The organism is Pseudomonas syringae, assembly GCF_002157375.1.
In the GTDB taxonomy this organism is placed as follows: domain Bacteria; phylum Pseudomonadota; class Gammaproteobacteria; order Pseudomonadales; family Pseudomonadaceae; genus Aquipseudomonas; species Aquipseudomonas syringae_T.
Genome location: NZ_MTSA01000003.1, coordinates 127,900 through 148,956, shown reverse-complemented (window position 1 = coordinate 148,956; position 21,057 = coordinate 127,900). Strand labels below are relative to the sequence as shown.

The 21,057-nt window shown below is 60.4% G+C and carries 20 protein-coding genes; 8 read left to right on the top strand and 12 right to left on the bottom strand.

Features of this window, described 5'->3' with window-relative positions; genetic code table 11:
- Positions 1–86: 86 nt before the first annotated feature.
- Positions 87–500, top strand: a complete 414-nt coding sequence (locus BW686_RS04185) for a (R)-mandelonitrile lyase (RefSeq protein WP_084914528.1) — start codon at positions 87–89, stop codon at positions 498–500.
- On the opposite strand, the gene BW686_RS04180 is transcribed toward BW686_RS04185, so the two are convergent.
- Positions 501–1,337, bottom strand: a complete 837-nt coding sequence (locus tag BW686_RS04180; RefSeq protein WP_084914526.1) for an SDR family oxidoreductase — start codon at positions 1,335–1,337, stop codon at positions 501–503.
- Positions 1,338–1,497: 160 nt separating this feature from the next.
- Positions 1,498–2,946, bottom strand: a complete 1,449-nt coding sequence (locus BW686_RS04175; RefSeq protein WP_179149180.1) for a fatty acid desaturase — start codon at positions 2,944–2,946, stop codon at positions 1,498–1,500.
- 230 nt (positions 2,947–3,176) lie between these two features.
- Between BW686_RS04175 and BW686_RS04165 the strand changes: the two genes are divergently transcribed.
- A complete protein-coding gene (locus tag BW686_RS04165) occupies positions 3,177–3,842 on the top strand; it encodes a hypothetical protein (RefSeq protein WP_179149181.1) in 666 nt (221 codons plus the stop codon).
- A complete protein-coding gene (locus BW686_RS04160) occupies positions 3,836–4,951 on the top strand; it encodes a hypothetical protein (RefSeq protein WP_084914521.1) in 1,116 nt (371 codons plus the stop codon). The genes BW686_RS04165 and BW686_RS04160 overlap by 7 nt, the downstream gene beginning before the upstream one ends.
- Here the strand turns inward: BW686_RS04160 and BW686_RS04155 are convergent.
- Complete coding sequence (locus BW686_RS04155; RefSeq protein ID WP_084915056.1) at positions 4,939–5,847, bottom strand: hypothetical protein; 909 nt, start codon at positions 5,845–5,847, stop codon at positions 4,939–4,941. The two genes, BW686_RS04160 and BW686_RS04155, sit on opposite strands and share 13 nt — an antisense overlap.
- A 24-nt stretch (positions 5,848–5,871) precedes the next feature.
- Positions 5,872–6,738 (bottom strand): metal-dependent hydrolase, encoded by an 867-nt coding sequence (locus BW686_RS04150; RefSeq protein WP_179149169.1) that lies wholly within the window; start codon positions 6,736–6,738, stop codon positions 5,872–5,874.
- 123 nt (positions 6,739–6,861) lie between these two features.
- Between BW686_RS04150 and BW686_RS04145 the strand changes: the two genes are divergently transcribed.
- From BW686_RS04145 to BW686_RS04135, 3 genes are read left to right on the top strand one after another with little or no spacing between them, the layout of a single operon-like run.
- Positions 6,862–7,791 (top strand): fatty acid desaturase family protein, encoded by a 930-nt coding sequence (locus tag BW686_RS04145; RefSeq protein ID WP_084914518.1) that lies wholly within the window; start codon positions 6,862–6,864, stop codon positions 7,789–7,791.
- Positions 7,791–9,401 (top strand): GH3 family domain-containing protein, encoded by a 1,611-nt coding sequence (locus BW686_RS04140; protein ID WP_084914516.1) that lies wholly within the window; start codon positions 7,791–7,793, stop codon positions 9,399–9,401. Before BW686_RS04145 ends, BW686_RS04140 begins: the two co-directional genes overlap by 1 nt.
- Positions 9,386–10,471, top strand: a complete 1,086-nt coding sequence (locus BW686_RS04135; RefSeq protein ID WP_084914513.1) for an aromatic ring-hydroxylating dioxygenase subunit alpha — start codon at positions 9,386–9,388, stop codon at positions 10,469–10,471. The genes BW686_RS04140 and BW686_RS04135 overlap by 16 nt, the downstream gene beginning before the upstream one ends.
- Positions 10,472–10,484: 13 nt before the next feature.
- Here the strand turns inward: BW686_RS04135 and dhaL are convergent, their stop codons facing one another.
- The 7 genes from dhaL to BW686_RS04100 form a co-directional block, all read right to left on the bottom strand.
- Positions 10,485–11,135: a dihydroxyacetone kinase subunit DhaL gene (dhaL, locus tag BW686_RS04130; RefSeq protein ID WP_084914510.1), complete on the bottom strand. Its 651-nt coding sequence runs from the start codon at positions 11,133–11,135 to the stop codon at positions 10,485–10,487.
- A 3-nt stretch (positions 11,136–11,138) separates the two neighbouring features.
- A complete protein-coding gene (locus tag BW686_RS04125; RefSeq protein ID WP_084914507.1) occupies positions 11,139–12,140 on the bottom strand; it encodes a dihydroxyacetone kinase subunit DhaK in 1,002 nt (333 codons plus the stop codon).
- 40 nt (positions 12,141–12,180) lie between these two features.
- Positions 12,181–13,296, bottom strand: a complete 1,116-nt coding sequence (locus BW686_RS04120; protein WP_084914505.1) for an MDR/zinc-dependent alcohol dehydrogenase-like family protein — start codon at positions 13,294–13,296, stop codon at positions 12,181–12,183.
- A 29-nt stretch (positions 13,297–13,325) separates the two neighbouring features.
- Positions 13,326–14,081 (bottom strand): SDR family oxidoreductase, encoded by a 756-nt coding sequence (locus BW686_RS04115; protein WP_084914502.1) that lies wholly within the window; start codon positions 14,079–14,081, stop codon positions 13,326–13,328.
- 773 nt (positions 14,082–14,854) lie between these two features.
- Positions 14,855–15,865, bottom strand: coding sequence for a substrate-binding domain-containing protein (locus tag BW686_RS04110; RefSeq protein WP_084914499.1), 1,011 nt, complete (start codon positions 15,863–15,865; stop codon positions 14,855–14,857).
- Between the two features lie 52 nt (positions 15,866–15,917).
- Complete coding sequence (locus BW686_RS04105; protein ID WP_084914496.1) at positions 15,918–16,895, bottom strand: ABC transporter permease; 978 nt, start codon at positions 16,893–16,895, stop codon at positions 15,918–15,920.
- On the bottom strand, positions 16,892–18,379 hold the full coding sequence (locus BW686_RS04100) for a sugar ABC transporter ATP-binding protein (RefSeq protein WP_084914493.1): 1,488 nt from the start codon (positions 18,377–18,379) through the stop codon (positions 16,892–16,894). The genes BW686_RS04105 and BW686_RS04100 overlap by 4 nt, the downstream gene beginning before the upstream one ends.
- 280 nt (positions 18,380–18,659) lie before the next feature.
- Here BW686_RS04100 and rpiB point away from each other — a divergent pair, with 280 nt between their 5' ends.
- Both rpiB and BW686_RS04090 read left to right on the top strand, forming a co-directional pair.
- Positions 18,660–19,121: a ribose 5-phosphate isomerase B gene (gene rpiB, locus BW686_RS04095; RefSeq protein ID WP_084914490.1), complete on the top strand. Its 462-nt coding sequence runs from the start codon at positions 18,660–18,662 to the stop codon at positions 19,119–19,121.
- Positions 19,122–19,184: 63 nt separating this feature from the next.
- Positions 19,185–20,165 (top strand): sugar-binding transcriptional regulator, encoded by a 981-nt coding sequence (locus tag BW686_RS04090; RefSeq protein WP_084914487.1) that lies wholly within the window; start codon positions 19,185–19,187, stop codon positions 20,163–20,165.
- A 117-nt stretch (positions 20,166–20,282) separates the two neighbouring features.
- Here BW686_RS04090 and BW686_RS04085 read toward each other — a convergent pair whose 3' ends face one another.
- Positions 20,283–21,053: a helix-turn-helix transcriptional regulator gene (locus tag BW686_RS04085; RefSeq protein WP_084914484.1), complete on the bottom strand. Its 771-nt coding sequence runs from the start codon at positions 21,051–21,053 to the stop codon at positions 20,283–20,285.
- Between the last annotated feature and the right edge of the window lie 4 nt (positions 21,054–21,057).

Here is a 21,057-nt window from a genome sequence, read left to right as displayed (position 1 = left end):
ATTGTAGCGGATAGTCGCGGTAGTTCGCCGTGGGTAGATTGGACGCCTGTTCAAACACACCGTCCAACACGCCCTCGGGAATACTCATGCTTGTTATCACCACCAGCGGCTCTCAACCCTCGGCTAGCGGCCCTGCCGATTATTTCACCGGCACCGTGCGTGTCGACGCCCCCTTCAAGGGGACGGAAGACGCCAGGGTCAGCGGTGCCACCGTGACGTTCGAGCCTGGCGCGCGGACGGCCTGGCACACACACCCGCTGGGTCAGACGTTGATCGTCACCGCCGGTGCGGGACATGTGCAGGAAGCGGGGCAACCGGTCCGCTCGATCAAACCGGGGGACACCGTATGGATTCCACCCAACCTCAAACACTGGCACGGCGCTACCGCGACAACCGCCATGACCCATATCGCCATTGCCGAAGTACTGGATGGCAAGGTGGTGGACTGGATGGAGCAGGTCTCAGACCACGAGTACGGTGCAGCAGACGGTGTTGAATAGCTATTCAGGGGCGAGGTCGCCGTACCAGTAAGCGGCCGTAACACCGCCATCCATCAGAAAGTCGCTGCCGGTGATGAAGGTGCCCTCCGGTCCCATGAGCAGGGCTGCCAGCGCGCCCACTTCATCAGGTGTGCCGCCACGACCGGTCGGGCTGAGTTCGATCATTCGGCGATAACCTTCACCGCGCGGGCCGCTCAGCTCATCCCGGGCAAGCGGCGTGAAAATGATGCCCGGACTGATGGTGTTCACCCGCGCACCGCGCTTGCCCCAGCGAACCGCCTCGGCCATGACGCGCAATGAATTACCGCGTTTCGAAAGCTGATAAGCCTGCAGCGGATCAGTGACCTGTGCTGCCTGAAGCATGGGCAGCGCGAGCAATGCTTCGACCGGTGTGGTGGCCAGCGCGGCGTTTTGTTCAGGGCTCAGCGCGGGCAGTCGATGGCCTGATTGTGAGGCGATGACAATTGCGCTGCCGCCTTGGGCGATGACCTCGCCGAATGTTTCCAGGACCAATGCCGTGCCATACAGATCGACACGCAGAATGGTGGCAACCGGTGCCTGGGAAGGTGAAACGCCAGCAGCATTAATCACCCCGGTCACCGACCCCAATGCCGTCGCCGTCTGTACCAGTGTCTCGACAGAGTCTCGGGAAGACACATCGACAACCGCCGTCGTGACCTCAAAGCCGGCGTCCCGCAACACCCTCGCGGCCGCTTCGGCATTGTCCTGCCGCAGTTCGGCGAGCAGGACGTGTTTGCCGGCGCTGACTCTGCGAGCGATGGCCTGGCCTATGGCCCCGGCGCCGATGACTACGGTGACGCTGGAAAGATTTTTCATGAGTGTTCCCTGGTGTCTATCGGAAGCGGTGTGCTCAAAGCACACCCGTCTGTTACCTCCGAAGCACCTTATAGAGCGGCTTTTACATCAACAATAGAGCGTTGTCGGGATAGTTTCATGAGCCCGTTTCATAAGTGCATCCCCACGGTGTTTTCGCGCCTCAGTGCTTATGCTGCAATCTGGCCCACATCAGTGACAACAGCGAGCGTGAGGCCATGAGTCGTTCGTCGCTGCGAACCGCGGCGGGCAGCCCGTGCCACGGAATACTGGCCGTGCGGTGATGCTGCAGATGCAGGTTGATGTGGTACGGCCAGATGAAAAACCGCCCCAGCCAGCCGACACGCCAGGCGTACGTCCAGTGGTTCCAGCCAGGCGTGACGCCCGGGCCGCCGCTGTGCTCGGCGATGCTGCGTATTTTCTGCAGCAGAGTGCCGAGGGTGATCAGGGGCATGAACCACAGCATGGCCAGCAAGCCCGTTTGTTGCAGTGAGCATTGCCAGATGAGGACCACCACAATCATCAGCCAGACCAGCGCTGCGGCCATCAGCGGCCGGGTAATGGACAGTGGCGCGCCCCCGGCAGCCTTGTAAGCCGCGATGTTGCGCAACGTATTGACCATCAGCAGGTCACCCAGCAGTTGCCGGATCAGCAACGTTGTGCTCAATGGCCTGAACCGCCAGGGCTGACGGTAATAGAGGAAACGCCGCTCCGGATCCTGCTCGGTTCCGGCGTGCTGGTGGTGATCCAGGTGCAGAGGGCGATAGAACTCGATGGGCACCAGGCCGGGAACGCCAATGGCCAGGTTGATCAAAAAATCATTGGTGCTGCGCTGTCGAGTCAGGTGGTAGTGGGTTGCATCGTGGTAGAGCACGAACAATGCGTGCTGTCGGGCTGCGACGATGATCATGGCCAGCAGGTAGAAACGCCAGTCCGCCAGGTACAGCGCGACGCGAATCGTGACCAGGATGCACAGCCACTCCAGAAGCAGCGCCGACATCGTGCGCATGTCTACTGCGCGGCGCTTGAGGATCAGGGTTGCCATGCCGCAGGCCAGACCGACAGCCGCGCCAAAGGCCATGTCGGTAAACACATGTTGCCCGGTGGTCATGACTGACAGCATCAGCACCGCACCCCAGACGCCGAAGACCCATGCCTGACGCAATCGCAAACCGGCCATGACCACGCTGATTGCCACCGGTAATGCCACGTGCCCGCTGGGAGAGGCCGCCAGCGGCGCGTCGATTTGGTACAGCCAGTCAAGCCATGCCGACCCGGTTTCGGGGCGCAGGATCATGGTGGGCCAGAACAGATGACTGACCAGACACAGACCGGCCGCCAGCGCGCCGGCAAAGAACGCCGGCAGTAGCCAGGACGACCGACGCCCCATGTACACCAGCACCGGCATGATCAGCGTATAGCTCAGGTACGGCGCAAGCGTGAATGGCAACAACGGGATATAGGCGTCGACAATCCCGGGTTCGACACGCTGCACGGCGCCCATCGGGACGTGGGTGACCAGGAAATACAGCAGGCCGGTCACCAGCAGGTAGACCATCAGCCACGTGAAGGGACGATCAATACGGGTGACGACAGTGAGAGGAGGGTGCATGTAGACAAAGCCTGGTTCAATCGGTACGTGCTCAAGCGAACAGTCAGTCAGGCTGATGTGCGCACGGTGGTGATTCGCGACGCGGGACGCCGAGGAGAATAGATTCATTGCCCTCTGCGGCCCGGCCATTCAGAATCCGGTCATTGTGTTTCCATACATCGAAGGCCTCCATGAATTTGTGCGCGACCGCTGTCGAGCGCTCCGACCTGCAATCGAATGATATCGACCGGATGTTCGAGATCTATTCTGCCTGTTATCAAGACACCTGCCGGGTCCGGTTCGGGCAGGACTTGGATGACAAGACGCATTGCATTGTTCTGCGCGACCCCGATCAGGCGATCATGGGGTTTTCGACGCTGAAACTGTTTGAAATGAACTGGGACAATCAGCCCGGCAGGTTCATTTTCTCTGGTGACACCATCATCACCCCTGAACACTGGGGTAGCCAGCAACTTGCCTTCGCCTGGTCCCGACTGATTGGCGACCTGTGGCGTCTGGCCCCCGACGTTCCCCTGTACTGGTTCCTGATCTGCAAAGGGCATCGGACTTATCGGTACCTGCGGGCGATGGTACTGGATTACGCGCCGCGTGCGGGGCATTTGACCGACCCTCGTACTCAGGCGTTGATGGATCACCTTGCGCAGACGCGTTTTGGCGATGCCTACGACCCGTCCACCGGACTGCTGTCCTTCAAGACCCCGCAGGGGCGACTGACCGAAGCGCTGGCGCAGGTGCCGGAAAATCATGCGAGATTGCCGGACGTTGCCTACTTTCTGCAGAAAAACCCTCGTTACGCCCAAGGCGACGAGCTGGTTTGCCTGTGTCGCTTCACTGTCGAAAACCTGCGGCCACTGGCTCGACGTCTGTTGATGGCCGAGCAGCGCCCGGCGTGCTGATTCGCCAGGCCGGTTCGGCGGACAGTTCGCAGCTCATCGACTTTCAACAGCGGCACGCGATGCGCGGCAGCATGCCACTACGCTTTGATCGCAGCCCTGATTACTTCGCCCTGCATCGCTGCCATGCCGCCGACCACCGTACCTGGCTTGCTGAAAGCCCGGACGGCGAATTGCGCGGGTCGGCCAGCCTGGTGGTGCGTGACGGCTACGTTCAGGGGCGCGTCGAGCCGGTGGCGTACCTGGGCGACCTTCGGTTGATGCCCGACCGCCGGCTGTCACGGTCATGGATGGCAGACGTGCAGACGCGTCTGGCGGCGCTGTCGCTGGAGACAGGCGCTCAACAGGCCTATTGCTGCATCATTCGCGACAACCCGCTGGCGACCCGGTCCCTGCTGGGAGGACGGCGCGCAAACCCGCTGAAACTTGCGCACTGGCGTGGCTACAGCAATGTATCGGTTTATGGTCAGCGGGGCATGAGTCACGCACCTCGCACGCCTGCCGGCATGCGAGTGCTGCAAGCCGAGCCGCGGCATCTGGATGCGCTCCGAGCGTTTCTTGACAGCGAGTCGTCGCGGCAGCCGTTCGGCTGTGTATTCAGTGAGGCGGAATTCGAGCGCAGGCTCAGTCAATGGCCGGATTTCGGGATTGGCTCGTTTCTGCTGGCGCTCGACGATTACGACAACCTGCTTGGCTGCGTCGCGCCCTGGGACGCGGGCAGGATCAAGCGTATCGTCGTCGAGCAAATGCCCTTTGCCCAGCGGTTACTGCGGCTGGGCTACAACGCGGTCGCGCCCCTGGCGGGCAGACCGGGTATCGCCGCGCCAGGCAACGCGCTGCGAGACATCTACCTGACTCATCTGCAGGTTCGGCAGCGTGCCCCCGATGTGTTCGCCGCCTTGCTGGACGTTGCCTGGACGCAGGTGCGCAACGACTATTCGCTGATGCAGTTATGCCTGTATGACAACGATCCGCTTTGGCCCGCAATGAACCGTTATCGTAGCGTGTCCTTGCCGATGGACCTTTACACGGCGCCATGCAGCAGCAAGGCCCCTGCTTTTGGCGAAGTATCTGCTGCGAGTATTCCGGGGTTCGAAATCTACCTGGTGTGATCGGCCCTGACAGGACGCGTCTGGTGCAGGATTTCCAGTAACGTCCGCCAGAATCTTGCAGGATCAAAACCGGCGCCGCCCAGAATCGGCTGGCCATGATCCAGATCCGGCAGGCAGACCTGCGGGATACCCGGCAATGACAGGTCTTGCATATAGAACTGGCCATCATGCGCATGCCCAGGGCGCAAGGCGTTCAGGCGTTGATGGTGAGTGTCGAAGCGTGAGCGCCGCACGGCGGACCAACTGACCACATGCAGGCAATGCAATGATGCAGGCAGGGCGCTGAGCATCTCGGCCACGCGCGGGTCGCGTCGGCTGCTGATGTCACGGGTGCCTTCGGCGAGGGGCGCGCTGTTGACCAGCGCTTGACGGAACGCATCCATTCGATAACCCGGCCCCGCTTCGCGAGCGCTGCAGCCCAGCAAATCATTGATGATTGGCGAGGGGCCGACAGGCGGCTGCACCAGCGCGATACCGTCACAGGCGTCGAGCAAGTCGTGGTGCTGTGACAGCGCCGCCAGTGTGTCGAGACTGCCCTTGCTGTGCGCCAGCACCACAAAACGTTGCCTTGGCTTGAGGCGCGTGCCGAGGACCTTCGCGATGTGCTCGCCTTGCGCTATCACGCCGCGCGAAGACCGCACCGGCATGCGCAGGACTTCGTAGCCCTCTGACTTCAGCGACCGCGCACAGGCACGATTGCAGTAGAGTATGAATTCCGAATAAAGACCGGCGACCAGCACCACCAGTGTGTCTTTGGGCAGTCCGAGCGAGGCTGTCTGCCAGCCCTTCAGAAAAAGCCCGGTCCAGTCCAGCCCGTCAGCAGGGCGCCTGAAAACCGTGTCCGGAAAATGCCGTTGCCAGTCATCGAAGCCCTCGGGCGTCCAGATCATCGTCATGCGGTCAGGCCACGCAGGCAGCATTCAACGCTGTTCATCGAGTGCCTGGCGAGCCGTGTGAAGCAGCTCGCGGGTATCGATGCGGTCGGGATGGAAACCGGGCACGAACCAGAACAACCCGGCGGGTATGATCCGCGAAAGCAGCCCCGGATTGACCAACAGCCACCACTGCAGGCGCAGCCATTCACGCCAGTTGCGGTGCTGCTGGTCACCGCGCACCAGGTGATAGGTAAAGTACGAGAGGTCGAAGGTGAAATACACCGACAGACTGATCATCGCCACGCAGCGCAGCAGATAACGCCGGAACGGGTTGCGCTCGACGGTACACAGCACGTCATAGGCAACCGCCTTGTGCTCGATCTCTTCCAGCGCGTGCCAGCGCCATAGCGCGGCCATCGTCGGGTCGGCGCTCTTGAGGACTGCCGGATTACGCAAAATCTGATCGGAAAGTATCGCGGTAATGTGCTCCAGGCTGGCGGTCAGCGCCAGTCGGAAGCTGGCCGGCAGCCGCTCGCTTTCCTTCAAGCGCCGCAGCAGCATGCGGTCCAGCCTCTCGACCGGCGCGCCTTGTGCTTCAAGGCGCTGGTTATAGGCGCGGTGCTCGCGCATGTGGGACGCTTCCTGAAAGATGAAGTCGTCGACAGCCCTGTCCAGCGCGCTACCCTTGTCGAGCGCGTGACGAAAATGCACCACGCTCTCGATGAAGATTTTTTCTCCTTGCGGAAACATGAACGACAGGCAATCGAAAAAGCGTGTGGTGTGTACCCGGCCTGCGTGCCAGTAGCGGGGGATGCTGTCATCGAACGTAAAACGTATCGAGCGGTGCGCGATAGCCTGTGGGGAGAGTTGTGCCGCCGAGCGTCGGGACAGGATGCGTTTGAACAGCGACATGGTGCTCGGCTTACCGTAGTGACCTGGGTCGACAGTGTGCCAGAGTCTGGCAGGCTTGAAACGGCCGAATAACCTGACTGGTGCGTGGGCAGGTATACTCGGCGTTTTTACACGTGGTCATTTATGCGCAGTTATAAGGATATTTCACTGGCGCGCCGCTTCGATGCGGCGAATCTGGCTGTGCTGGCTCTTCAGACGCTGCTCTGGGGCGCGACCCTCACATGGCTGTCCCACACCGACGCAGGTGCCTGGAAATGGCTGATCCTGATCCCGTTCTGCCTGGTCATGCAGGGTGTTTTCTCGATGATGCACGAGGCGTTTCACAGCCTGGCGCACAGTGACAAGACCACCAATTACCTGATGATGTGCTGGGCGTCCACCCTGTTTGGCGCGTCCGCGACGCTCATTCATATCAATCACCTCGGCCATCACTCCCGAAACCGTACGCGGGCTGAACTGGCAGACTTCGCCATGCCCGATGAGTCCCTGCTGCGTAAACGCCTGGAGTATTACTTTGCAGTACTCGGCGGTATCTGGCTGGCGGCGTTCATCGGCAGCCTGCTGCTGCCGTTGCTGCCACCGCGCGTGGCCGATCGCTGGTCGCAGAGTGGCGAGGTCAACACCTACGCTGCGGCATTCAAAGACTTTTCCATCCGCGACTTTCGGCGTATCCGCAAGGAGGTCATCGCAGGCATCGTATTGTGGCTGGCTTGCGCGTACCTGCTTGGCTGGACCTGGGAAGCCGTATTGATTACCTACATTGCCTTCGGGTTTTCCTGGTCGTCATTGCAGTGGGTGTACCACATGCGCACCCCGATAGATGTGGTCGAAGGTGCCTACAACATGCGTGCGCCACGGCTGGTGCGCTGGGCATTTCTCAATTTCAACTACAACCTGACCCATCATCGCCATTCGCACATGCATTGGCAGCACATGCATGCGGCGTCCAATCTCAAGGAAACCCGGCCTTTGTGGTTCGGCTGGCTGCAGGTGTTCACGCCGCCGCAACGCCTGCCCGATGATTTGACGCAACTCGACAAGACGTACTTTTGATGCAAGCTGACGGCAATCTGAAAAAAGCCTTGTGGCGGTCTTTCGTCGACGACGCGCAATCCACACTGGATAGCTGGCAAAGGCAGTTCGAGCAACCCGAAGAGGCCCAGGCGCAATTGCTGCAACGCATGCTGGCGGCCAATCGCGACTGTGCCTTCGGCCGTGCCCATGACTTTGCCGGTATCCGCAATGTTGCGGCGTTTCGCGACAAGGTGCCGACGCATACTTACGCCGAACTGCAGCTCTGGATCGAACGTGCGCAGCACGAAAACGGCGCAGTGCTGACCAGCAGTCCGCCCTTGTTTTTCGAGCGCAGCAGCGGCAACAGCGCGCTGCAGAAACACATTCCCTACACGCGTGAGTTTCTGGCCCAGTTGCAGGGGTCGTTAACGGTCTGGCTAGCGGATATGTACCGCCAGGTGCCTGAAATCAGCCACGGCAGCGGGTATTGGTCGATGTCGCCGCCTTTGCAGCCGCCTGCGATGACCGCCAATGGTATCCCGGTTGGCAGCGCCAGTGATCTGCAATACCTGGAAGGCAGCGCGATTGCCGGGCTGGCGGGCACGTTGCTTATTCCAGACCTGGCTCAGGATGCCGCACGCTGGCGCAGGCAGACCTTGCTGGCACTGGTCGCAGATGCCGAACTGAGCTTTATCAGCGTGTGGAGCCCGACATTTCTGACCAGCCTGCTGCAGCCGCTATTCGATACTGAACACCCCGAAAGCCGGCAAACCTGTGCCTGGCTGGAAGCAATGCTGCCAGCGTCACGTAACACGGCCCTGCGCCATGCACGTACACATGGCGTGTTCACCGAGTTATGGCCCCGCCTTGCGGCGGTGAGTTGCTGGATGGATGGACCGAGTCGTGGATACGCCGTGCAACTGGCTGTGCGCTTTCCTCAGGCGCAGTGGCTGCCCAAGGGGCTGTTCGCGACCGAAGGCGTGGTCAGTGTCCCGGTGGGGGAAGGAGAAGGGTGCCCGCTGGCGATTGGTAGTCATTATCTGGAATTCATTGATGACGAAGGGGTGCCAAGGGACGCTCACTCATTGCGCATGGGTGAAACCGCGCAGGTATTACTGACCACTGGCGCAGGTCTTTACCGATATGCCTTGGGCGACAGGGTGCGTGTGGTCGGCAAGCTGGCAGGCACGCCCCGTGTGGAGTTTGTCGGACGCTGTGCGAGTGCGTGCGACCTGGTGGGCGAAAAACTGGATGAGCAACTCGTCGAACGGGTGCTGGCGCAGTGCATCGACGGCGCAGACAGTGCATGCCTGTTACCCGATTGCAGAAACACGCCGCCGCATTATCTGGCGTTGGTAGCGACGCCAGCGGCGACCGGTGTAGGCAGTCAGGCGCTGGCAACAGCTATCGAGACCGCGCTGCAAGGCGCTTTTCACTACGCACATGCGCGCAGTCTTGGCCAGTTGGGGCCTGTGCGTGTGCGTTTCGTCAGTGGGGGTGCGTCCACACTCGCCGAAATGCTGCAATGCGCCGCCGAGTCGAGCGGTATTCGTGCGGGAGACGTCAAACCTCGCGCACTGGTGAGTCGTCTGGACATGGCCAATGCCTTTCTTGCAATCACGGAAGACCCTGAATGTCCGCACCTTTGAACCGCGACAACGAGACACCTGTCGATGGAACGCTCGAGCAGTGGTATGTGGCGTGTACACAGAAGCAGTTGCGCGACGGTAAGCCTTATCAGGCAACCATTATGGGCCTGAATATCGTCCTGTTTCGCCAACGCAACGGACAGGCCGCGGCGCTGCTCGACCAGTGCGTACACCGCGGCACCCGGCTGTCGGCAGGCAATGTGAGCGAAGATTGCCTGGTGTGCCCTTATCACGGCTGGCGCTACGACGCCGAAGGGCAAGTGGTACATATTCCAAGTGTCGATGGCGGGCAGGGCGACGCTAAGTCTCCCGGCTATCGTTATCGGCAACGGCACTTTGCCGTGTGCGAGCAGGACGGACTGGTCTGGGTGTACACCGGCCGTGATGATGCTTGTGAAAAACCGGTTTTCAGACTTCCAGCCTATGGTGAAAGCCCGTGGCAGTCGTATTTCATGATCAATACCTTCGACGCCGATGTCGGCAGCCTGGTGCAGAACTTTCTGGATGTGCCGCACACGGTGTTCGTTCACGAAGGTATTTTTCGTTCCAGTAGCGGTCGGGCAATGGAAGCGACGCTTGCCTGCAAGGCGCAAAGCATTGAAGTCACCTATCACGATGAGGTCGACAAGATCGGGATGATGCAATGGCTGACCAACCCGAAGGCCGAGTCGCTCGTGCATACCGATCGCTTCCTGGCCCCGAATGTGACGTTCTGTGATTACCTTTGGGGCAAGCGCTCGGGTTTTCTGATTGTCAGCCAGATCACCCCGATCAACGAACGCCAGTCGTGCGTCTACACCTATATCGCCTACCGCTTTCCGGTGCCACGCTGGGTGTTGCGAATGCTGCGTCCGTTCATTCATCTGTATACGCACATCGTGATTCAACAGGACGTCAACATCATTCGCGCGCACCGCGAAGGCCTCGACAACGCCGCAAACTTCAAGCCGTGCAACGTGCCCGCTGACGCCATTCACGTGGGTGTCGAGCAGTTGCTGGCGGCGGTCCGGCGTGGTGAAGCGTTGCCAGAAGCACAGCGCCGCGAGCGTCGGGTCCGCTTCGAGCTGTGACAGGGCGGTGTCTTTACAGGCTGTTCAGCCTCGGCTGCACTGAGTCTGCCAGTTGCGTCAGTATCAGGCAGCACGACACCGCCCCCGCATCCAGCACGCCGACAGAGCGCTCACCCAGCCGGCTGGCCCTGCCGATTTTTGCCATCAGCGCTTTTGTCGAGTCGCGCCCCTGTGTGGCAGCGCGTTTCATCGCCTCAAGGGCTTCGTTGAATGAGGCGCCGGCAGCGTGCGCCTGTTCAAAGGCTTCGACGGCTGGAATCAGCGTGTCCATCAGGCATTTGTCGCCCACCCCGGCTTCGGTAATGTCCTGCAATGACGTCAGTCCGCCACGCAGCAGGCTGGCGAAGGTGTCGGCATCGATCTCTTCACGGCCGCGCACCTTGTCAGCCATGCCAATGAACAGGCTGCCATACAGCGGCCCCATCGAGCCGCCAATGCCTTCCATCAAGCTGAGGGTCAACTCGTCCAGCGCTTCGGCCAGGGTCAGCCGACGGCCTTCGATGTTGCGGCCGCAATGGGCAAAGCCCTTGGCCATATTGATGCCATGATCGCCGTCACCGATGGCGCCATCGACTTCGCTGAGGTATTCGCGGTTGGCAACGATCACGCTCACCAGATCCGAGACGATAGCGGTGCCGTCCTGTGTGGAAAAATACTGGCTCATGGTTCACTCCGCCTGGGTCATGCCGATGGAGCGGCAAGGGTGGTCGATCAGGGTTTTCAGTTCGTCATCCAGGCCCAGCAGGGTGAGGGTCACGCCCATCATCTCCAGCGAGGTAAAGTAGTTGCCGACGTAGCAGCGATGAATGTTCAAGCCCTTGGCTTTGAGCTGGCTTTCCACTTCGGCGTAAAAGATGTACAGCTCCATCACCGGAGTCGCACCAAGCCCGGAAACCAGTACCACGACACTCTCGTCAGCGCTGAAATCCCGGTCGGCGAGGATAGGTGTCAGCATTCGCTCGGCCATTGCGGCTGCGGATTCGATGGGAATGACCTCGATGCCCGGTTCACCGTGATGGCCAATGCCCAATTCCATCTTGCCGTCCGGAATCTGGAAGTTCGGCTTGCCGACTGCCGCGATGGTGCAAGGCGTCAGGCCGATGCCGATGGAGCGGCACTGGTCCACGGCTTTCTGGGCGACGCGGATCACGCCATTGAGGTCGTAGCCCTGTGCGGCGGCGGCACCGCCCACCTTCCACATGAAAATCTCCCCGGCCACGCCACGCCGTTTGGCGATGTCGGCTTTCGGCGCCGAGGCCACATCGTCATTGGCAACCACGGTGCGAACCTGCAGGTCCTTGCTGGCGGCCATTTTCATCGCCAGCTTTACGTTCATGTTGTCCCCCGCATAGTTGCCATACAAGCAGGCGATTCCTGCGCCGTGATCGGCAGCGCGAAAGGCGTCGAAAAAACTTTTCGCGGTAGGCGACGAGAAAATCTCGCCAACAGCCACCGCGTCCACCAGCCCGGGGCCGACGTAGCCGAGGAAGGCCGGCTCGTGGCCCGACCCGCCACCGGTGACGATGCCCACATGACCCTGTGCTGAAGGCCGGGTTTTACTGATGACTCGCGGGTTGCTGTCGCTCTGGGACAGTTCGGGGTGCGCGACCAGAATGCCACGCAACATGTCCTCGACCACCTGGTCCGGGTCGTTTATCACTCGATTCATAGCGCGGTTTCCTGTGTTGTTTTTATGAGGAACAGGCAGATCAGGGTTCCAGCACCACCTTCAGGGATTTATCACCGCGCTCCATGACGGCGAAGGCTTCCTTGAAGTCTGCCAGGGCGAACTTGTGGGTGACCACATCGCGCATGTCGATCTTGCGGTTGCCGATAAAATCGATGGCGCGCGGGTACATGTACGGCCCCAAATGGGAGCCAAGCACGTCCAGCTCTTTGCGGTCACCGATGATCGACCAGTCCACCGTGGCTTCGTCATTGAACACACTGAACTCTACGAAACGTCCCAGTTTGCGCAGCATGGCGAGGCCCTGATTGACAGCCTTGTGGTGCCCGGTGGCTTCTATATAGATGTCGCAGCCGTAGCCGTCAGTGATCTCGCGGATTTTCGCCAACACGTCGACCTCGGCCGGGTTCCACACTTCGTCTGCGCCCATGCGCAGGGCGAGGGCGGCGCGTTCGGGCTTCATGTCGAGCACGATGAGCTTTTTCGGGTTGCGCATACGCACCGCGCCAATGATGCCCAGACCCAGCGTGCCCGCTCCGGCGACTACCACGATGTCATCGAAATCGACGTTGGCCCGTTCCGCCGCATGCAGCGAGCAGGCCAGCGGTTCGATCAGGATCGCTTCGTCCGGGGCAATCGAATCCGGCACTTTGTGGATAATGCCTTCTTTGGTGAAGATCATGTACTGGGCCATCGCGCCCTGCACGTTGTTCTGGAAACCGTAGAGGTCGTGCTTTTGACACATCCAGTACTGGCCGTGATTGCAGAAACGGCAACCCCAGCACGGCACGATCTGTTCGGAAATAACGCGGTCACCGACCTGCACGCCACGCTTTTCGGCACCCGGGCCAAGCGCAACCACTCGGCAGACAAATTCATGACCGGGAATCATCGGCGGTTTTACATAGCGCGGCTGTTCCGCATCGCCCCAGAACGATGGCGCGCCGCGATAGGTCTTGATGTCGCCCATGCAGATGCCGCACAGCTCGACCTTGGTGAGGATTTCGTCAGGGCCAGGCGTCGGCACGTCGACGGTTTCCAGCCGGTAGTCTTCCGGGCCATGGCAGACCACTGCCTGCATGGTGGCCGGAATGACGGGAGAGAGTTGTTCGGCAGTGCGTTCGGTAGCGGTGGACATGACGATAAACCTCGCGACTGAAAAGTGAATTACTGGATGCTGTAGCCACCGTCGATCACCACGTTTTCACCGGTGATCATGCTGGCGGCGTCACTGAGCAGGTACAGCGCCAGCCCGGCGATTTCTTCCGGCTGGGCGAAGCGGCCCGCCGGGATCTGCAATTTGGCCCGCTCACCCAGTTCACCCGCCCAAGCCTTCTTGCCCAGAGCGGTTTCGACGATGGTCGGGGAAATGGCGTTGACGGTGATGTGCGGTGCCCATTCCATCGCCAGCACTTTGGTCATGCCGACCACGGCGGCCTTGCTTGCGCAGTAGGCGACGTGCCTGTCGAGACCGATGACGGCCGCCTGGGAGGCCAGGTTGACGATGCGTCCGCTGCCTTGGGCCAGCATGTGCCGGGCGCATGCCTGAGCAACGAAGAAACTGGCTTTCAGGTTGATGTCCAGCGTGGTGTCCCAGGCGTCTTCGGTCACATCAACGGCCTTGTCGAGCAATGCAACGCCGGCGCTGTTGATCAGAAAGTCGAGGCGTTTGAACCGCTCGAATACTGTGTCGAGGGTGCTGTTGACCTGTTCGATCCGGCGCAGATCGACCGCGATACCCATGTTTTCGCTGCCAAGGCTGGCAGCCACGTCGACCACCGCAGGGTCGCGGTCCAGCAGCGCCACCCGAGCGCCATGCTCGACCAGCAGGCGCGCACAGGCCAGGCCGATCCCGGCGGCCCCGCCAGTGATGACTGCGCAGCGTCCATTGAGGTCGAAGGCCTTGTTCCAGAATTCGGACATGAAAATCTCTCCTTTAGCGCTGTTTGATTGATGATTCGTCACGCTACGCGTTACAGCAGCATCTGGTTTTGATTCTGCCCGAAGGCCGTTGGGGGCGAACGTGTTCGCGAAAGGGCCGGTATTAGGCGGCGAAAGTGCGCCGTCTGAACTGCTGTCTTCGCGAGCAAGCTCGCTCCCACGGGGTTTTACTCTTCAGCCTGCTACGTTGTTGGATTGATGATTTGTCACACTCTGCGCACCCATCAGTTTTGATTCTGCCCGAAGGCCGTTGGGGGCGAACGTGTTCGCGAAAGGGCCGGTATTAGGCGGCGAAAGTGCGCCGTCTGAACTGCTGTCTTCGCGAGCAAGCTCGCTCCCACGGGGTTTACTCTTCAGTCTGCTACGTTGTTTGATTGATGATTCGTCACACTCTGCACACCCATCAGTTTTTGATTCTGGCCGAAGGCCGTTGGGGGCGAACGTTTTCGCGAAAGGGCCGGTACTAGGCGGCGAAAATGCGCCGTCTGAACTGCTGTCTTCGCGAGCAAGCTCGCTCCCACGGGGTTTTACTCTTCAGCCTGCTACGTTGTTGGATTGATGATTCGCCACACTCTGCGCACGCATCAGCTTTTGATTCTGGCCGAAGGCCGTGGGAGCGAACTTGTTCGCGAAAGGGCCGGTGTATTCCCCGAAAATACATCGTCTGAACGACCGTCTTCGCGAACAAGTTCGCTCCCACGCCCTGCGGGCAGAAGCGGGAGTCTGAGAACTTATGTGTGGCGATAACTCCTCAATTACTTGCCGCCGCCGACCTGCTGATACAGCGCATCGGCGTTGGCATCGGTCACCGGCACCCACGGCAGGATGTAGTTCTTGTCAGTGCCGTCACCCCATTTCACGTCTTTGGCGTAGCGTTCCCAGATCACCGAGCGTGGCTTGTAGTCTTTGCCGGCCAGCGCCCGCAGGGCAACGTCGAGTGCGCCCTGAGACTGGGCCTGCGCGTCCTGCAGGAAGGTGGTGACTTCGTTTTTCTTGGCTGCCTGAATGGCGTCGGGCATGCCGTCAATAGAGGTGATCGGTACGTCGGCAGGCTTGAGGTTGCGCGACTTCACCGCTTGCAGGGCACCCAAGGCCATGTCGTCATTTTGCGAAATGATCCCGGAGATGCCGCCATTCGGGTGGGCGTTGAGCCAGTCCTCGGTCAGCGCCAATGCTTCGGCACGCGACCAGTTGGCGGTTTTCATTTCAATGATCTTGATGTCCGGGTGTTTCTTCAGGACTTCCATTTCGCCTTTTTCCCGGTCGATCTGCGCCGACTGGCCAATCGGTCCCTGAATGATCACCACGTTGCCCTTGCCGTTGAGCTTGTCGACCATCGCCTGGGCCTGAAGGCGGCCGCCTTCGACGTCGTCGTTGCCGATGTAAGGCACCTTGGCGCTGGCGACGCGGGTGTTCGAGGCGATGACCGGAATGTCGCTCTCCATGGCCCGGGCCACCGTGCCGATCCCGGCCTTGGTGTCGATAGGCACGAAGATGATCGCGTCGTAATGCTGGGTGATCATGGTCTCGATCTGGTTGTTCTGGGTCAGCGCATCGTAATTGCCGTCAAACACGGTGATCTGCACGGTGCCGTCCTTGACCGACGGATGTTGCTTGAGCTCACGGACCCAGTTCTGCATGAACTGACCCTTGAGGCCATAAACCGCCGCACCGATCTTGTAGGTCTTGCCGTCGGCGGCCAGCGCGATACTGCTGGCAAGCAGGGAGAGCGCCGCGACAGCGGCCAGGGATGTACCGAATTTCATGATGAGCACCTCGTTATTGTTGTAGTCAGTCGGTCATTCAGAGGAAAAGGGCCTAGCGTTTCTTTTTGCGCCACACGTCGATCAGCACTGCAAACACGATGATCAGTCCCTTGGCGACCTGCTGGTAATAGGAAGACACACCGAGCAGGTTCAGTCCGTTATTGATGACGCCGATCAGCAATGCGCCAAACAGCGTGCCGACGATGCTGCCAGTGCCGCCGGACAAGCTGGTACCGCCGATCACCACTGCGGCAATCGCATCCAGTTCATACGACATGCCGGCCTGGGGCAGGGCGGAGGTCGTCCTGGCGGACAGCACCACACCCGCCAGCCCGGCAAGCAGCCCCGACACCACGTACACCGAAAACATCACTTTGCGCACGCCGATCCCGGAGGTACGGGCGCTCTTCTCGTTGCCGCCGACCGCGTATACGTAGCGGCCATAGGTGGTGTAGCGCAGCACCATCCAGAAAATCAGCGCGACCACGGCGAAGATGATGATCGGCACACCGATCGGGCCGACTTTGCCGATGCCCAGCGCCAGGTATTCTTCAGGCAGGTCGGTGACCGGGCTGCCGTCGTTGAGAATGAAGGTCATGCCGCGGGCGATACTGAGCATGCCCAGCGTGGCCACGAACGGCGGAATCGAGAGGTTGGCCACCATGAAACCATTGACCACCCCGAGCATGGCACCTGCGAACATCCCGGCGCTGACCGCCGCCAGCAAGCCATAACCCTGTGTCGCCACGAGGGCGCTGCACAACCCCGCAAAGGCCAGAATCGAGCCCACCGACAGGTCAATGCCTTTGGTCAAGATCACGTAGGTCATGCCGACCGCGAGAATGCCGTTGATCGAGGTCTGACGCAGGATGTCCATCCAGTTGCGCCAGGTCATGAAGTATTCGCTGGCAAAAGCCATTACCACGCACAGCAGGATGAACACCAGTGGCAGGCCGAAACGGTCCAGAGACAGACGCAGCAGGCTGCGCGGTTGTGCAGTGGCGGGGGCAATGATGGTTTTGCTATTCATGAGGCAAGACTCAGCAGGGCTTCCTGGGAAAGATCGGCATCGCTGCTGATGGTCACCAGCCTGCCCCCTTTGAATACGGCAATACGGTCACTCAGGCGCAACAGTTCAGGGGCCTCCGACGACACCACAATCGCAGCACCGCCCGCCCGCACGAACTGATCCAGCAGGTGATAGATTTCCTGCTTGGCGCCCTCGTCGATGCCTCGGGTAGGCTCGTCACAGAGCAGGCAGACCGGCTGGGTAGACAGGCATTTGGCCAGAACCACTTTCTGCTGGTTGCCGCCGCTCATGGACGAGACCGGCAGGTCCAGTGAGGTGGTCTTGATCTGCAGGCGCCGGACCATGTCTTCTGCCAACTGTTGCTCCTTGCGCGCATTGATCAGCGACCAGCTCGACAATTGCTTGTACGCCGACAGCGCGATGTTTGAGAGGATGCTGCCGCTGAGCACCAGGCCGCTGTCTTTGCGGTCCTCGGTCACCAGCGACATGCCTGCGCGAATGGTTGCCTTGGGCAGGCCGATCGGCATCGGCTTGCCTTGCAGGGTCACGTGGCCCGCGTCCGGAGTCGTCAGGCCATAGATGCAATTGAGGAATTCGCTACGGCCGGAGCCCATCAGGCCGTAGATGCCCAGGATCTCGCCGTGACGCAGTTGCAGGCTGATGTCCTGAAATTCGCCAGTGCGGCTGAGGCCGTCTACGTCCAGGCAGCACTCGGCAGCACATGCCCGGCCTGCCTTGTGGTCGATACGTTGCAATTCCTGGCCGACGATGCCGCGCACCAGATGTGTGCGATCGATGTCGGCCATGCGTCCGCTTTCGACAAAGGCCCCGTCGCGAAAGATGCTGTAGTCGTCGGCAATCTGCGCCAGCTCGCTAAGCCGGTGAGAGACATAAATGATTCCTGCGCCTCGTGCGGTGAGCCGGCGGATCGCCTTGAACAGCGTTTGCGCCTCACGTTCGCCGATGGCGGAGGTGGGTTCGTCCATGATCATCACCTGGCAGTCATGGCTGAACGCTTTGGCAATTTCCACCAGTTGTATCTGCGCCACGCTCAGGCGGTGCATGGGGCTGGTGGCGTCGACGTCGAACTCCAGCTCTTCCAACAGCTCGCGAGTGCGGCGATTCAGTGCTTTGCCATCGACAATGCAACCGGCCCTGCGGGGTTCGCGGCCCAGCCAGATGTTTTCGGCGACGGTCATGAACGGGATGGGTTCAAGCTCTTGGGTAATCATCGCAATTCCCGCCGCGAGCGCTTCGCCCGGGCGATTGAACTGCACCGGTTCGCCATTGAGCAGGATAGTGCCCGAGTCGCGCTGAGTGATGCCCATCAGGATGCTGAGGAAAGTCGATTTTCCCGCGCCGTTCCCGCCGCACAGGGCATGCACACTGCCGGCGCGCAACGAAAGACGGCCGTCACGCAGGGCAGGAATGCCAGCATAAGCCTTGGTGACCTGTTCAGCCTGGAGCAGTAATGGCGTAGCCATCGGCGTGTCCTCGTGCTGTGAATTCTTATTAGATGCACTGACGTGTCGCTCAGTGAGCATATGTGTATCAAATGAAATTCTGATCAGTCAATCTCTTTCACTTAAAAGTTTTTTGATGTGCCGTATACGCATGAAGGGCTGCATTGAGCGGAAATTGCCCGGCGTTATCGTAATTCCTGCTTGACAGGGTGCATGGAATGCCCGAGAAATAAGTGATCGGAATTTCACCGATTGAACATTTGGTCGGACTTGAGCGACCACGGCAGCGGAGCCAGACGCCATGAACACACCTTTCCCGGTGGCTATCGGATGTGACGAAGCGGGTTATGAACTCAAAGAACTGTTGAAGCGCCATATCGAGTCGCTGGGTTACCCGGTCACTGATTTCGGCACCCATTCCACCGCGCCGGTGCTGTACCCGGACATCGCTCTGGCGGTTGCAACCGCTATCAGTTCCGGCCAGCAGCGGCTTGGTGTGCTGGTCTGTGGCACTGGCATCGGCATGGCGATATCCGCCAACAAGGTGTTCGGGATTCGCGCAGCGCAGGCCCATGACACCTATTCGGCCGAGCGGGCGCGCAAAAGCAACGATGCGCAGATTCTCTCTGTCGGTGCGCGGGTGATCGGTGCCGAGCTGGCGAAAAGCATCGTCACCTCGTTTCTGGGGTCGGAGTTCGAGGCTGCGCGCTCCGGCGCCAAGGTCGAGCGCATCAATGCCATCGAACGTGACGGCCATCAGTAGTGGACGGAACAGGGCGGGAGTAGGGAGAATGCTTGTTTGATGCCGAAACGGAAGCCCGCCCACATGAGTGACAGTACCCAGCGCATGGCCAGCGACATCGATCTGATGACCGAAGTCGCGATGCTTTATTACCTAGAGAACGTCACTCAGGAAGCCATCGCCAAGCGTTTCGATCTGTCACGGGCAAAGGTCAGTCGCCTGCTCAAACGCGCACGTGATGAAGGGATTGTCGAGGTGCGGGTGCTGCAGCATCCGGCCATGAACAATGAGCTTGAACAGGCGCTGGTGGAGCGCTTTGCGCTGGACCGTGCGCTGATTGCGGTCGATCACAGCGACCCGGACACCCAGCGCTCGGCAGTGGCCAGCCTGGTCGCCAATTACCTGAACAAAACCCTGAGCGACGGCATGATCGTCGCCGTGGGTATGGGGCGCAACGTGGGGGCTGTGGCAGACAACGTGTTTTTGCCCGTGACGCGCAACTGCACGTTTGTCTGCGCAATCGGCGGTTCGCTCAAGGCAGGCGAATACATGAACCCGGACCACATCTGTCGTCGTCTGGCACTGCGTTTTGGTGGTGAAAGCGAAAGCCTTTACGCCCCGGCGCTGGTTGCCAACCCGGAATTGCGCAGCGTTCTGATCAGCAACGACACCGTGCGTTCGACCCTCGACCGCGCACGCCGGGCCGACATGGCGCTGATCGGTATCGGTGACATGAGCGAGAACAGCAACATGGTGCGTATGGGGTGGTTTTCGCCGCAGGAAATCGCGCAGGCCCGGTTATCCGGCACCGTGGGCGACATGATGGGCTACGATTTCATCGACATTCACGGCCAGCCAGCGGTCAACGCTATTCAGGGCAGGGTGATCGGGCTGACCGTTCAAGAGTTGCTGCGCATTCCCGATGTCGTGGCCATTGCCAGCGAAAACACCAAGGCCGCCGCCACCCTGGGCGCGCTGCGTTCGGGTGTGGTCAACACGCTGGCAACGACGGTCACCAATGCCCACACCATTCTGGCGCTGGATGATGCAACGCGCAAAGGGTGATAAATCATTCAGCGTCACCGGCAGTGCCGTGATCGCATGCCGCCTGCGCTGAAATGAATGCCGAGCCTTTTCGATGGCCGAAGCCCTGCGGGATCTCTTGACTGTAAACGCCAGGCCTCAACGCTCGGCGATCCATCGGGCAAGGCCGTGCCGACCGCTGACACCCAGTTTTGCCGTGGCGCGCTTGAGGTAGGTTTCCACCGAGCTGTTCTTGACGTTCAGTCGCTGAGCCATCTCGGAAACCGTGCCGCCTGTCAGTAACCCGATGCACACCTCCTGCTCTCGTGCCGAAAGCGTCACGGCTTCCTGGGCCAGCTTGATGCTGAACACCTGATCCAGAGAGCCTGCCTCGGTTTCGCTTCCGGTGTCCTGGACACTGGCCTGTTGCGCAAGGCTTTGCGCATGCTGTTCAACCAGAGGCAGCAGCATGTCGGACAGGCTCTTGAGCACTGAAAGCTCTGCCAGCGAAAACGCACGCTCGGTCATCAGGCGATGAAAGCAGATGACCCGACGACGGTCGCCGCTACTGGAGACGAGGTTGCACTGATGCGTGCTGCGCTGCGGGTGCTGTTTGCTTGGCGTAGTCTTGAGCTGGATCAGCAGCGGGTCCTGCATGTGCAGGATGCTTGGCAGCAAGGGATGGTTCGGCACAAGCGCGAGTTCCTGTTGCAGCCCGGCGGTACCCAGCACGTTGATGTCGATAATCGTGCTTTCGCGCAGGTCCAGCGTCCATTCGCTGAGATCGATTCCGTGGATCGGCACCTGGGCATGCACCAGTTCCAGCATTTGGGCAGCGAAGGTCGCGCAGCCGGTGCTGGACACCAGGCGTGCCAGTTGACGGTAGAAGCCTGGGTCGTCGCTGTAGTCGAAGTGTTGCGCCATGTTAATAAAA

What these genes read in the sequence shown, in the direction of transcription:
- BW686_RS04125 (WP_084914507.1), bottom strand. Translation starts at nt 12,140, where the DNA reads ATGAATCGAGTGATAAACGACCCGGACCAGGTGGTCGAGGACATGTTG.
- BW686_RS04100 (WP_084914493.1), bottom strand. Translation starts at nt 18,379, where the DNA reads ATGGCTACGCCATTACTGCTCCAGGCTGAACAGGTCACCAAGGCTTAT.
- dhaL (WP_084914510.1), bottom strand. Translation starts at nt 11,135, where the DNA reads ATGAGCCAGTATTTTTCCACACAGGACGGCACCGCTATCGTCTCGGAT.
- BW686_RS04110 (WP_084914499.1), bottom strand. Translation starts at nt 15,865, where the DNA reads ATGAAATTCGGTACATCCCTGGCCGCTGTCGCGGCGCTCTCCCTGCTT.
- BW686_RS04115 (WP_084914502.1), bottom strand. Translation starts at nt 14,081, where the DNA reads ATGTCCGAATTCTGGAACAAGGCCTTCGACCTCAATGGACGCTGCGCA.
- BW686_RS04165 (WP_179149181.1), top strand. Translation starts at nt 3,177, where the DNA reads ATGTTCGAGATCTATTCTGCCTGTTATCAAGACACCTGCCGGGTCCGG.
- rpiB (WP_084914490.1), top strand. Translation starts at nt 18,660, where the DNA reads ATGAACACACCTTTCCCGGTGGCTATCGGATGTGACGAAGCGGGTTAT.
- BW686_RS04090 (WP_084914487.1), top strand. Translation starts at nt 19,185, where the DNA reads ATGAGTGACAGTACCCAGCGCATGGCCAGCGACATCGATCTGATGACC.
- BW686_RS04155 (WP_084915056.1), bottom strand. Translation starts at nt 5,847, where the DNA reads ATGACGATGATCTGGACGCCCGAGGGCTTCGATGACTGGCAACGGCAT.
- BW686_RS04135 (WP_084914513.1), top strand. Translation starts at nt 9,386, where the DNA reads ATGTCCGCACCTTTGAACCGCGACAACGAGACACCTGTCGATGGAACG.
- BW686_RS04140 (WP_084914516.1), top strand. Translation starts at nt 7,791, where the DNA reads ATGCAAGCTGACGGCAATCTGAAAAAAGCCTTGTGGCGGTCTTTCGTC.
- BW686_RS04180 (WP_084914526.1), bottom strand. Translation starts at nt 1,337, where the DNA reads ATGAAAAATCTTTCCAGCGTCACCGTAGTCATCGGCGCCGGGGCCATA.
- BW686_RS04105 (WP_084914496.1), bottom strand. Translation starts at nt 16,895, where the DNA reads ATGAATAGCAAAACCATCATTGCCCCCGCCACTGCACAACCGCGCAGC.
- BW686_RS04120 (WP_084914505.1), bottom strand. Translation starts at nt 13,296, where the DNA reads ATGTCCACCGCTACCGAACGCACTGCCGAACAACTCTCTCCCGTCATT.
- BW686_RS04185 (WP_084914528.1), top strand. Translation starts at nt 87, where the DNA reads ATGCTTGTTATCACCACCAGCGGCTCTCAACCCTCGGCTAGCGGCCCT.
- BW686_RS04150 (WP_179149169.1), bottom strand. Translation starts at nt 6,738, where the DNA reads ATGTCGCTGTTCAAACGCATCCTGTCCCGACGCTCGGCGGCACAACTC.
- BW686_RS04175 (WP_179149180.1), bottom strand. Translation starts at nt 2,946, where the DNA reads ATGCACCCTCCTCTCACTGTCGTCACCCGTATTGATCGTCCCTTCACG.
- BW686_RS04145 (WP_084914518.1), top strand. Translation starts at nt 6,862, where the DNA reads ATGCGCAGTTATAAGGATATTTCACTGGCGCGCCGCTTCGATGCGGCG.